This is a genomic window from Paracoccus sp. (in: a-proteobacteria) (assembly GCF_030604785.1).
GTDB lineage: Bacteria > Pseudomonadota > Alphaproteobacteria > Rhodobacterales > Rhodobacteraceae > Paracoccus.
The window spans coordinates 1-11,902 of record NZ_JAUVVF010000062.1; the positions used below are offsets into that span (position 1 = coordinate 1).

Annotated in this window: 9 protein-coding genes; 5 read left to right on the forward strand and 4 right to left on the reverse strand. The window is 67.7% G+C overall.

Going from position 1 to position 11,902, the window contains the following annotated elements; translation table 11 throughout:
- The first annotated feature begins 80 nt into the window (after positions 1–80).
- Positions 81–1,247 (forward strand): M20 aminoacylase family protein, encoded by a 1,167-nt coding sequence (locus QAR72_RS14900; protein ID WP_304618167.1) that lies wholly within the window; start codon positions 81–83, stop codon positions 1,245–1,247.
- A 141-nt stretch (positions 1,248–1,388) separates the two neighbouring features.
- Positions 1,389–2,273, forward strand: coding sequence for a formyltetrahydrofolate deformylase (gene purU, locus QAR72_RS14905; RefSeq protein ID WP_304618168.1), 885 nt, complete (start codon positions 1,389–1,391; stop codon positions 2,271–2,273).
- A 276-nt stretch (positions 2,274–2,549) separates the two neighbouring features.
- Here purU and QAR72_RS14910 read toward each other — a convergent pair whose 3' ends face one another.
- Genes QAR72_RS14910 through QAR72_RS14925 form a run of 4 tightly spaced genes read right to left on the reverse strand, consistent with a single transcriptional unit; the run spans position 2,550 to position 7,143 of the window.
- Positions 2,550–3,626 (reverse strand): BMP family ABC transporter substrate-binding protein, encoded by a 1,077-nt coding sequence (locus QAR72_RS14910; RefSeq protein ID WP_304618169.1) that lies wholly within the window; start codon positions 3,624–3,626, stop codon positions 2,550–2,552.
- Between the two features lie 36 nt (positions 3,627–3,662).
- Positions 3,663–4,553 (reverse strand): ABC transporter permease, encoded by an 891-nt coding sequence (locus tag QAR72_RS14915; protein WP_304618170.1) that lies wholly within the window; start codon positions 4,551–4,553, stop codon positions 3,663–3,665.
- The gene (locus QAR72_RS14920; protein ID WP_304618171.1) at positions 4,550–5,626 is read right to left on the reverse strand and encodes an ABC transporter permease; all 1,077 of its coding nucleotides are present in this window, start codon (positions 5,624–5,626) and stop codon (positions 4,550–4,552) included. Before QAR72_RS14920 ends, QAR72_RS14915 begins: the two co-directional genes overlap by 4 nt.
- Positions 5,623–7,143 (reverse strand): ABC transporter ATP-binding protein, encoded by a 1,521-nt coding sequence (locus tag QAR72_RS14925; RefSeq protein WP_304618172.1) that lies wholly within the window; start codon positions 7,141–7,143, stop codon positions 5,623–5,625. Before QAR72_RS14925 ends, QAR72_RS14920 begins: the two co-directional genes overlap by 4 nt.
- Before the next feature lie 94 nt (positions 7,144–7,237).
- Here QAR72_RS14925 and dnaE point away from each other — a divergent pair, with 94 nt between their 5' ends.
- The 3 genes from dnaE to ruvA form a co-directional block, all read left to right on the forward strand.
- Positions 7,238–10,708, forward strand: a complete 3,471-nt coding sequence (dnaE, locus tag QAR72_RS14930) for a DNA polymerase III subunit alpha (RefSeq protein WP_304618173.1) — start codon at positions 7,238–7,240, stop codon at positions 10,706–10,708.
- 91 nt (positions 10,709–10,799) lie between these two features.
- The gene (gene ruvC / locus QAR72_RS14935; RefSeq protein ID WP_304618174.1) at positions 10,800–11,309 is read left to right on the forward strand and encodes a crossover junction endodeoxyribonuclease RuvC; all 510 of its coding nucleotides are present in this window, start codon (positions 10,800–10,802) and stop codon (positions 11,307–11,309) included.
- Positions 11,306–11,902: Holliday junction branch migration protein RuvA (gene ruvA / locus QAR72_RS14940; RefSeq protein WP_304618175.1), on the forward strand; the 597-nt coding region annotated here is incomplete at its 3' end. The genes ruvC and ruvA, both read left to right, overlap by 4 nt.

Here is an 11,902-nt window from a genome sequence, read left to right on the forward strand (position 1 = left end):
ATTCCTAGGCAGGCGGCATCCAGCCTCTTGCAGATGATGCAAGAAATCGCCACGCTGCTGCCGTGAAGGAGACCGAACCAATGCCCGTCAAGAACCGCTTTGCCGAATTGCTGCCCGAAATCACCGCGTGGCGCCGGGATTTCCACGAGAACCCCGAACTGCTCTACGAGGTCCATCGCACCGCTGGCCGGGTGGCCGAGCTGCTGCGCGAATTCGGGTGCGACGAGGTGACGACGGGGGTGGGCCGCACCGGCGTCGTGGGCGTGATCAAGGGCCGCACGGACAAGAGCGGCCGCGTGATCGGCCTGCGCGCCGACATGGACGCGCTGCCCATCCATGAACAGACCGGCGCGCCCCATGCCTCGAAAGTGCCCGGCAAGATGCATGCCTGCGGCCATGATGGTCACACCGCCATGCTGCTTGGCGCGGCGAAATACCTGGCCGAGACGCGGAATTTCGACGGCACCGCCGTGGTGATCTTCCAGCCCGCCGAAGAGGGCGGCGGCGGCGGTCTGGCCATGGTCGAGGACGGGCTTGTCGATCGCTGGAAGATCCAGGAATTCTACGGCATGCACAACATGCCGGGCCTGCCGGTCGGCAGCTTCGCGATCAAGCCCGGCCCGATGATGGCCGCTGCCGACCAGTTCGACATCACCGTGACGGGCAAGGGCGGCCACGCCGCCAAGCCCCATGACTGCATCGACACCACCCTGACCGCGGCGCAGATCATCGTCGCGCTGCAATCGGTCGTCTCGCGCAACATCGACCCGCTGAAGAACGCGGTAATCTCGGTCTGCGTCGTTTCGACGGATTCGACCGCGCATAACGTGATCCCGCAGGTCGTGACGCTGAAGGGCACGGCCCGCAGCCTCGATCCCGGCGTCCGCGACCAGCTGGAAGAGGGCATCACCCGCGTCGCCACCCATGTCGCGGCGGCAATGGGCGCCACGGCGGTCGTCGATTACCAGCGCGGCTACCCCGTCACCATGAACGACGATCAGGCGACGGAATGGGCGGCCGAAGTGGCGCGCGGCATCGCCGGCGACATCAAGACCGACATGGAGCCGATGATGGGCGGCGAGGATTTCAGCTACATGCTGAACGAACGCCCCGGCGCCTATATCTGGGTCGGCAATGGCGACACGGCGATGGTCCACCACCCCGCCTATGATTTCAATGACGAGACCATCCCGGCCGGCGCCAGCTGGTATGCCGGCATGGTCGAGGCGCGCATGCCCGCCGCCTGACGGCAGGCCCGATGTCGCGGGGCGGTCGTGCCCCGTCGCAAACGGATTGTCATCGCGCCCGGATCGGGGGAAATGTCGGGGGATGCGGGGGCTGGCCCTCGCGCCCCCTTTTCACGTCCGATCTCAAGGAACGACCGACGCATGAACAGCTACACCCTGCGCGTGACCTGCGCCTCGACCCGCGGCATCGTCGCCGCCATTTCGGGCGCGCTTGCGGATGCGGCTTGCAACATCACCGACAGCGCCCAGTTCGACGATGCCGAGACCGGCCGCTTCTTCATGCGCGTCAGCTTCCGCTCCGAGGGGGCGGCGACGCTGGACAGCCTGCGCGCGGATTTCGCGCCCATCGCGTCCCGTTTCGGGATGCAGGTCGATCTGTCCGACGATGCCGTCAAGAAGAAGGTGCTGATCATGGTCAGCCGATTCGGGCATTGCCTGAACGACCTGCTCTATCGCTGGCGGATCGGGGCGCTGCCGATCGAGATCGTGGGCGTCATCTCGAACCACATGGATTACCAGAAGGTCGTCGTGAACCACGACATCCCGTTTCACTGCATCAAGGTCACGCCCGAGAACAAGCCCGAGGCCGAGGCCGCCCAGATGCGGGTGGTCGAGGAGACCGGCGCCGAACTGATCGTCCTGGCGCGCTACATGCAGGTTCTGTCTGACCGGATGTGCCAGCAGATGTCGGGACGGATCATCAACATCCACCACTCGTTCCTGCCCAGCTTCAAGGGCGCCAATCCCTACAAGCAAGCCTATGAACGCGGCGTGAAGCTGATCGGCGCGACCAGCCATTACGTGACCGCGGATCTGGACGAGGGCCCGATCATCGAACAGGACACGGTCCGCGTGACCCATGCCCAAAGCCCGTCCGATTACGTGAGCCTTGGCCGCGATGTCGAGGCGCAGGTGCTGGCCCGCGCGATCCACGCCCATATCCATGGGCGCGTCTTCCTGAACGGCGACAAGACCGTGGTATTCCCGCCCTCGCCTGGCAGCTATGCCAGCGAGCGCATGGGCTGAGCCTCGCGCCGAAGGCGGCCGGGCAGGGGGGCTTTGCGCCCCCCGTCGCGCAAGCGCGACTCCCCCCGCAGGATATTTGGCCCAAGGCAAAATGCGTTAACCCGTCTTTAACCTCGGCGCGCTATCGCTGGAGTCACGGTACAGGCGGGGACGCCGATGACCGTCCAAGGCAAAGCGCCCCGCTTCTGGTGAAGCGGGGCGTGATCGTTCTTTGCCTTGGAAAAATATCCCGGGGGGAGTCCCGGAACGGGACGGGGGGCAGCGCCCCCCTTCTTCTTATTGCGGGATCTGCGCGGTGATGCCTTCGACGTAGAAGTTCATCGATTGCAGATCGGCGTCCGAGGCCGTTTCGCCCTCGGCCAGCCAGACGGTCCCGTCGGCCTTGTTCAGCGGCCCGGTGAAGGGGTGATATTCACCCGCGCCGATCGCGTCGCGCAGGGCCAGTGCCTCGGCCCTGACCTCTTCGGGCACCGCTTCGCTGATCTCGCCGATCACGACTTCGCCCTCGCCGATCCCGGCCCAGCTGGAGCCGCTTTCCCAGGTGCCATCCAGCATCGCCTGCACGCGCTTGATGTAATAGGGCGACCAGTCGTCGATGATCGACGAGACGCGGGGCGTCGGCGCGAAGGCCGCCATGTCGCTGGCCTGACCGAAGCCGATCGCGCCGGCGGCCTGGGCCTGGGCCAGCGGTGCGGTCGAGTCGGTGTGCTGCATGATCACGTCAACGCCTTCGGCCAGCAGGGCGTTGGCGGCTTCGGCCTCTTTGGCGGGGTCGAACCAGCTGTAGACCCAGACGATGCGCATCTCGACATCCGGGTTCACCTTGCGGGCATGGATGAAGGACGAGTTGATGCCCTGGATCACCTCGGGGATCGGGAAGGACCCGATATAGCCGATCTTGTTCGATTCGGTCATATGACCGGCGATGGTGCCGATCACGGCGCGGCCCTCGTAGAAGCGCGCGTCATAGGTCGCCACGTTCTCGGCCGTCTTGTAGCCGGTCGCGTGTTCGAACTTCACGTCCGGGAAGCGTTGGGCGACGTTGATCACGGGGTCCATGAAGCCGAAGGAGGTCGCGAAGATCAACTGGTTGCCCGCCAGCGCCAGCTGGGTCAGGGCACGTTCGGCATCGGCGCCCTCGGGCACGCTTTCGATGAAGGTGGTTTCCACCCGGTCGCCGAACTCGGCCTCGATGGCAAGGCGGCCCTGATCGTGCTGATAGGTCCAGCCGCCGTCGCCCACCGGGCCGACATAGATGAAGCCGACCTTCAGCGGCTCGTCCTGCGCCAGGGCCGGGGCGGCCAGCGCCATCATCATTGCCGAGGCCGTTGCCAGAAGGGTTCTGCGTTGCATGGGTCTGTTCCTCTGTTGGAAGTGAAGGGCCGCGTTTCAGCGCAGCGCGTGGAAATTCGTGCCAAGCGATCCGGGCGCGCCTGTTCCGGCACGCCTGCTGAATTTTTGCCGGGCCGATATGGCGACCAGCACGATGATCGTGGCCAGATAGGGCGCCATGGACAGAAGCTGCACCGGAACCGCCACGCCCGCCGCCTGCAGCCGCAATTGCAGCACGGTGACGCCGCCGAAGAGCCAAGCGCCCGCCAGCACTCCCGGGGCCGTCCAGTTCGAGAAGACCACGATGGCCAGTGCGATCCATCCCGCGCCCGCCGTCATCCCCTCGGTCCATTGCAGGACCGTCGCGATCGAGATGAACGCCCCCCCGACACCCGCCATCGCGCCGCCAAAGGCGATCGCGGCTAGACGGGTAAGGCGGATGTTGTAGCCAAGAGCGTGGGCGGCCTCGTGATTCTCGCCCACGGCGCGCAGGATCAGGCCGGACCGCGTGCGGTTCAGGAACCACCAGACCAGAGGCACCATGACCAGCCCCAGCCAGACGATCCAGTTGATCCGCAAGGGGCCTGCAGGCATGGCAGGGGCGCGCACGCCCTCGAAGGGCTTGCCCAGCATGGCGGCAAGGCCCAGGCCGAACAGGGTCAGCGCCAGACCGGATGCGACCTGATTGGCGAGGAAGACCTGCGTCAGCGCCGCAAACAGCATCGAGATCGCCGCCCCCGCGCAGGCCGCCACCAGAAAGCCCAGAAAGGGGTTGCCGGTCGAATAGGCCGCGCCGAAGCCCGCCAGCGCGCCGGTGATCATCATCCCCTCGACCCCGAGGTTCAGCACGCCCGCACGTTCCACGACCAGTTCGCCCAAGGCCGCGAACAGGATCGGGGTCGAGGCGCCCAGCAGCAGCAGAAAGACGGAAAGCGGGTCGATCATCATGCGGTGATCCTCCGGCGGATCTGGTAGCGGGTCAGCAGGTCGAAGCCCAGCAGGAAGAACAGCAGCATCCCCTGAAAGACCTGGACCGAGGCGGCGGGCAGGCCCATCGTCAGCTGCGCCAGCTCGCCGCCGATATAGGTCAGCGCCAGCAGCAGGCCCGCCAGCAGGATGCCGACGGGATGCAGGCGCCCCAGAAAGGCCACGATGATCGCGGTAAATCCGTAGCCGACGCCGATCCGGTCGGTGATCTGGCCCGCCGGGCCCGCGACTTCGAAGAGGCCCGCAGCCCCCGCCAGCGCGCCCGAGAGGCCAAGGCAGAACGCGACCAGCACCGCCGGGCGCACGCCCGCGAAGCGCGCGGCACGCGGCGCGGTGCCTGCGGCGCGGACATGGAAGCCGCGGATATGGCGGCTCATCAGGAACCACGTCGCCAGCACGGCGAAAGCCGCCGCAACGACGCCCCAATGCGCGCCCGTTCCCGCGATCAGTTCCGGGTTGGAGGCCGAGGGATATTGCTGCAGGTTCCGCGAGCCGGGAAAGCCCATCCCCTGCGGGTTGCGCATCGGGCCGAATGCCATCCATGCCGCGATGCGCTGCGCGACATAGACCAGCATCAGCGAGACGAGGATCTCGGAGGCGCCGAACCAGTTCCTGAGCAGCGCCGGGATCATGCCCCAGGCCCAGCCCCCCGCCAGACCAGCCGCGACCATGGCCGGGAACAGCCACCACGCCTCCAGCGGGTAAAGCGCCAGCGCGACGGCGGCGCCGGTGATGGCGCCCATGATGTATTGCCCCTCGGCGCCGATATTCCAGATGCCGGCGCGAAAGCCGATGGCAAGGCCCGAGGCAATCAGGATCAGGGGCGCGGCCTTCACCAGAAGCTGCGGGCGCGAATAGCTGGAGGCCATGCCGAAGAGCGGGTCCCAGAAGATCGTGCGGATCGCGGCGACGGGATTGTGACCCATGATGGCGAACAGAAGGCCGCCCGTGATCATCGTGGCCAGCACCGCCAGCAGCGGCGTCGCGATCTGCCATGTGTTCGAAGCGCTCTGGCGCGGGACAAGCTGGATCATATCCGGGCCTCCTCCATGCCATGCGCGCCGCCCAGCATCAGGCCGATGCGGTCCAGCGTCAGTCCCTCGGTCGGGACGGGGGGCGACAGGCGGCCCTCGTTCAGCGCGCAGAAGCGGTCGGACAGTTCCAAAAGCTCATCCAGGTCCTGAGAGATGACGATGACCCCCGCCCCACGGCGCGCAAGGTCCAGCAGCGACTGGCGCACGGCGGCGGCGGCCCCCGCATCCACGCCCCATGTGGGCTGGTTTACGACCAGCACGCGCGGAGACTGCATCACCTCGCGGCCGATGACGAATTTCTGCAGATTGCCGCCCGACAGGGCGCGGGCCGCGACATGGGGGCCGGGGGTGCGGACATCGAAGTCGCGGATCACCGCCAGCGCGTAATCGCGCGCGGCGGCGTGGTCGATCAGGCCGCGCCGGACCAGGCCCTTGCGGGCGCCCGCCGTCAGCAGCGTGTTCTCGATCAGGCTGAAATCGGGGACGGCGGCATGGCCCAGACGATCCTCGGGCGCGGCCAGAAGTCCGGCGACCCGGCGCGGCTCGGGGCCTTTGGCGGACAGGTCGGCCGCCACCAGCGTGACGGTGCCGGGGCGGCTGGCGACCTCGCCCGACAGGGCGGCCAGCAATTCCTCCTGCCCGTTGCCGGCGACGCCGCCGATACCCAGAATCTCGCCCGCGCGCAGGGTCAGGGCGATGTCCTTCAGCGCGGTGCCTTCGGCATCGGGGGCGGGCATCGATAGGCCCCGCACCTCCAGCAGGACCTCGCCCGCCTGACGACCCGAGCGGTCGATCTGGCGCATCTGGCCGCCGACCATCATTGCCGCCAGATCGCGGGCGGAATGGGCGCGGGGATCGCAGCTCTCCACGACGCGGCCATGCCGCAGGATCGTGGCGCGGTCGCAATGGGCGCGGATTTCCTCGAGCTTGTGGCTGATGTAAAGGATCGCGGTCCCCGCCTCTGCCAGCTTGCGCAGCGTGGCGAACAGCAATTCGGCCTCTTGCGGGGTCAGCACGCTGGTCGGCTCGTCCATGATCAAGAGGCGCGGGTTCTGCAGCAGGCAGCGGATGATCTCGACCCGCTGGCGCTCGCCCGCCGACAGGGTGACGATGCGGCGCGCGGGGTTCAGGGGCAGGCCGAAATCATGGCTGACCTGCGTGATCCGCGCGGCCAGTTCGCGCCGGGGGGGAGGGTTCTCCATCCCCAAGGCGATGTTCTCGGCCACCGTCAGCGCGTCGAACAGGCTGAAATGCTGGAACACCATCGCCACGCCCGCCGCCCGCGCCGCGCGCGGATCATGGGGCGCGTGGGGCGCGTCCAGCAGGAACATGCGGCCCTCGTCAGGGCGCACGAGACCGTAGATCATCTTCACCAGCGTGGACTTGCCCGCGCCGTTTTCGCCCAACAGGGCATGGATCTCGCCGGGCCTGACGGCAAACGAGACGTCGTCATTGGCGCGGACGCCGGGATAGGACTTGCCGATCCCCTCGGCGCGAAAGACGGTCGGCTCGGCCAAATCTGTCCCCTTGGTCAAAACTTCACCTGCTTAAACCGCCAATCGCCCGACGCGCAATTGCGCTGTTTGGTCAGGCTGCGATAGTGTCGCGATCATGGCCGAGAAATCCCCCCGATTCATCCATCTTCGCACACATTCCGAGCATTCCTTGCTGGAAGGTGCCATTCCTGTGGGCAAATTGCCAAGCCTTGCCGCAGATGCGGGCATGCCCGCTGTCGCGCTGACCGACACGAACAACATGTTCGCGGCGCTGGAATTCAGCGTCAAGGCGCGGGACAAGGGGGTTCAGCCGATCATCGGCTGCCAGGTCACGCTGGCGGCCGAGGCGACCGGGCCGGTCGTCCTTCTGGCGCAGAACCGTGACGGGTGGATGAACCTGATGGCCCTGTCCTCGTGCCTCTATCTGCGCGAGGGGGGGGCACTGCCCCATGTCACGCTCGATGAATTGTGCAGCCATGCCGAGGGGCTGATCTGCCTGACCGGCGGCGCGACGGGGCCGATGGGACAGCTGATCGCGCAGGGGCAGGCCGCGCGGGCCGATGCGCTGGCCGCGCGGCTGGCCGAGGCTTTCCCGACGCGGCTCTACATCGAGCTTCAGCGCCATCCCGGCGAGGATGGCGGGCTGATGCCCGCCGAGGCCGCCAGCGAGGGCGGGCTGATCGACATCGCCTATGCGCGCGACCTGCCGCTGGTCGCGACGAACGATGTCTATTTCCCCAAATCCACCATGTACGAGGCGCATGACGCGCTGATCTGCATCGCGGAAAAGGCCTATGTCGATCAGTCGCAGCCTCGTCGCCGCCTGACGCCGCAGCACTATTTCAAGACGCCCGAGGAGATGGCCGTCCTGTTCGCGGACCTGCCCGAGGCGCTGGAGAACACCGTCGAGATCGCCCGCCGCTGCGCCTTCGCCGTCGCCAAGCACGCGCCCATCCTGCCGCGCTTCGCCGATGACGAGGTGGCCGAGCTGCGCCGCCAGGCGCGCGAGGGGCTGGAGGCGCGGCTGGCCGTGATCCCCCACGCCGTCAGCGTCGAGGAATACCACGCACGCCTCGACTTCGAGTTGGGCATCATCGAGCAGATGGGCTTTCCGGGCTACTTCCTGATCGTCGCCGACTTCATCCACTGGGCCAAGCAGCAGGGCATCCCGGTCGGCCCCGGCCGCGGCTCGGGCGCGGGCAGCCTCGTGGCCTATGCGCTGACCATCACCGACCTCGACCCGCTGCGCTACTCGCTGCTCTTCGAGCGGTTCCTGAACCCCGAGCGGGTCTCGATGCCCGACTTCGACATCGACTTCTGCATGGACCGCCGCGAAGAGGTGATCCGCTACGTGCAGGAGAAATACGGCAAGGACCGCGTCGGCCAGATCATCACCTTCGGTGCGCTGCTGTCCAAGGCCGCCGTCCGCGACGTGGGGCGCGTGCTGCAACTGCCCTTCGGCCAGGTGGACCGCCTGTCCAAGATGATCCCGGTCGAGGGCGTCAAGCCCGTCAGCATCACCAAGGCCCGCGCCGACGAGCCGCGCCTGCGCGAGGCCGCGCGGGAGGAGGTGGTCAAGCGCCTGTTGGATTATGCCGAGCAGCTGGAGGGGCTCTACCGCAACGCCTCGACCCACGCCGCGGGGGTTGTGATCGGCGACCGGCCGCTGGACCAGCTGGTGCCGCTCTACCGCGATCCGGCGTCCGACATGCCGGCGACGCAGTTCAACATGAAATGGGTCGAGCAGGCGGGGCTGGTGAAGTTCGACTTCCTCGGCCTCAAGACGCTGACCGTGATCCAGAACGCGGTGGACCTGATCAACGGGCAGGGCCGCCCGCTGCATGTCGCCGCCAACGGGCGCCAGCTGTATCAGCCCGCGCCGGGGACCGAGAACCAGATCAACCTGATCCCGCTGGACGACAAGGCCAGCTATGACCTCTTCGCCAGCGCCCGCACGGTCGCGGTGTTCCAGGTCGAAAGCTCGGGCATGATGGACGCGCTGCGCCGGATGCGCCCGACCTGCATCGAGGACATCGTGGCGCTGGTCGCGCTCTACCGCCCCGGCCCGATGGAGAACATCCCGACCTATTGCGAGGTCAAGAACGGGCTGCGCGAGCTGGAATCGATCCATCCCTCGATCGACCACATCCTAGCCGAGACGCAGGGCATCATCGTCTATCAGGAACAGGTGATGCAGATCGCGCAGGTCATGGCGGGCTATTCGCTCGGCGGCGCCGACCTTCTGCGCCGCGCGATGGGCAAGAAGATCGCCGCCGAGATGGCCAAGGAGCGGCCCAAATTTGTCAAGGGCGCGGTCGCCAACGGCGTGCCCGAGAAGAAGGCCGGCGAGGTCTTCGACCTTCTGGAGAAGTTCGCCAATTACGGCTTCAACAAGTCCCACGCGGCGGCCTATGCCGTGGTCAGCTACCAGACCGCCTGGCTCAAGGCCAACCACCCGGTCGAGTTCATGGCCGCGGTGATGAACTGCGACATCCACCTCACGGACAAGCTGGCGGTCTACAAGCGCGAATGCGACCGGATGGGGATCGAGATCGTGCCGCCCTGCGTGAACCGCTCGGCCCCGACATTCACGGTGGGGCAGGGGCGCATCCACTACGCGCTCGGCGCGCTGAAGGGCGTCGGGATCGAGGCGATGAAGCTGATTCACGACGCGCGCGGGGACCGGGCGTTCAAGGACATCCACGACTTCGCCCGCCGCGTGGACATGAAGCGCGTCGGAAAGCGCCCGCTCGAGATGCTGGCCCGCGCCGGCGCCTTCGACGTGCTGGACGACAACCGCGCGCGGGTGATGAAGTCGCTCGATGCGCTCTGCGCCTGGTCGGCGGCCGTGCAGGAACAGGCGGCCTCCTCCCAGACCTCGCTCTTCGGCGGGGGCGAGGACCTGCCGCCGCCGCGCGCCCCCTTGGCGCAGGTCTGGCTGCCGACCGAGAAGCTGGGCGAGGAGCACAAGGCCATCGGCTTCTACCTCTCGGGCCACCCGCTCGACGACTATCAGACGGCGCTCAGGCGCAAGAAGGTGCAGACCCTCGCGGACATCACCCGCGAGGCCGAGACCGGCCCGCTGGTCGCCCAGATCGCCGGCACGGTCGCCGCGCGGATGGAGCGGAAGTCGGCCAAGGGCACCGCCTATGCCTTCGTCAGCCTGTCCGATCCAACAGGGCTCTACGAGGTGACCTGCTTCTCGGACCTTCTATCGGCGGCGCGCGACAGGCTGGAGCCGGGGCAGAACGTGGTGCTGCAGGTCAAGGTCGAGCCCTCGGGCGAGCAGGTGAAGATGCTGGCGAACTCGGTGACGCTGCTCGAGGATTTCGTCGCCGATGCCGGCGCCGGCTGCCTCGCGGTCGAGATCCAGGGCGCCGACACAATCCCCCGCCTCGCCGAGGTGCTGGGGCGCGTGACGACCGAGATCACCGCCCCCGCGCGCGCCCGCGGCCCGATCCGGCTGCGCCTGCGCCACGAGGACGAGATCATCGAGATCGAGGTCGCCAACGACGCCCCCCTCACCACCCCCGCCCGCCAGGCCCTGCGCGCCGTGCCGGGCGTGCTGGAGGTCATCGAGGAATGACGGGCTTCTTCGTTGCCCAAATACCCATCTTGTCGGCCCACCTAGCCAGATGTTCCCGCTTCGTGCTAGAGGTGAAAGAAAAGGGGGCAGCATGAAGGTCTTGGGCATCGATCCCGGCTTGCGGAACATGGGCTGGGGCGTGATCGAGGTCGACGGCCCGCGCATCCGCCATGTCGCCAACGGCACGATCCATTCGGACGGCGCACAGGATCTGGGCGCTCGCCTCTCGGTGCTGTTCCGGGGGCTCTGCAGGGTGATTGCGGCCCATCAACCCGACGAGGCCGCGGTGGAACAGACATTCGTGAACAAGGACGCGACGGGCACGCTCAAGCTGGGCCAGGCCCGCGGCATCGCGCTGCTGGCCCCGGCCGAGGCGGGGATCGCGGTCGGGGAATATGCGCCGAATGCGGTCAAGAAGACCGTGGTCGGCGTGGGCCACGCGGGCAAGGAGCAGGTGCAGCACATGGTCCGCGTCCAGCTGCCCGGCGTGCGGTTCGAAAGCCCGGATGCGGCGGACGCGCTGGCCATCGCCATCTGCCATGCCCGCCATCTTCAAGGGCGCAGCCTGCGCGTGATCGCGGCCGGGAAGGGCGCGGCATGATCGGGCGGATCGCGGGGATCATCCTGCATCGGGCGCGCGATCATGTCCTGATCGATGTGCGCGGGGTCGGCTACATCGTCCATGTCAGCGAGCGGACGGCGGCTGGGCTGCCTCCGGTCGGGCAGGCGGCGGCGCTCTACACCGAATTGCTGGTCCGCGAGGACCTGCTGCAGCTCTTCGGCTTTCCGACGATGCTGGAGAAGGAATGGCACCGGCTTCTGACTTCGGTCCAGGGGGTCGGGGCCAAGGTGTCGCTGGCGATCCTGGGCACGCTTGGCCCCGAGGGGCTGGGACGGGCGATCGCGTTGGGCGACTGGGCTTCGGTCCGCAAGGCGAACGGGGTCGGGCCGAAGCTCGCGCAGCGGATCGTGCTGGAGCTGAAGGACAAGGCGCCCTCGGTCATGGCTCTGGGCGGTGCTCTGACCGTCGACGCCGGGGACGTTGCCGCGGGCGGTGGCGCGGAGGCGTCGGGCATAGAGCCCGAAGCCGCCGCCGCCGTGGCGCCCGGCGCCACCACGCCCCCCCCCCCACCCGCGGCGCGGCAGGCGGGGGGGGCCGCAAATTCCGGTCAGGCCATGGCCGATTCCCAGTCG

Bases quoted from the DNA above. Each gene is read 5' to 3' on its own strand.
- QAR72_RS14900 (WP_304618167.1), top strand. From the start codon at position 81: ATGCCCGTCAAGAACCGCTTTGCCGAATTGCTGCCCGAAATCACCGCG.
- purU (WP_304618168.1), top strand. From the start codon at position 1,389: ATGAACAGCTACACCCTGCGCGTGACCTGCGCCTCGACCCGCGGCATC.
- QAR72_RS14910 (WP_304618169.1), bottom strand. From the start codon at position 3,626: ATGCAACGCAGAACCCTTCTGGCAACGGCCTCGGCAATGATGATGGCG.
- QAR72_RS14915 (WP_304618170.1), bottom strand. From the start codon at position 4,553: ATGATGATCGACCCGCTTTCCGTCTTTCTGCTGCTGCTGGGCGCCTCG.
- QAR72_RS14920 (WP_304618171.1), bottom strand. From the start codon at position 5,626: ATGATCCAGCTTGTCCCGCGCCAGAGCGCTTCGAACACATGGCAGATC.
- dnaE (WP_304618173.1), top strand. From the start codon at position 7,238: ATGGCCGAGAAATCCCCCCGATTCATCCATCTTCGCACACATTCCGAG.
- ruvC (WP_304618174.1), top strand. From the start codon at position 10,800: ATGAAGGTCTTGGGCATCGATCCCGGCTTGCGGAACATGGGCTGGGGC.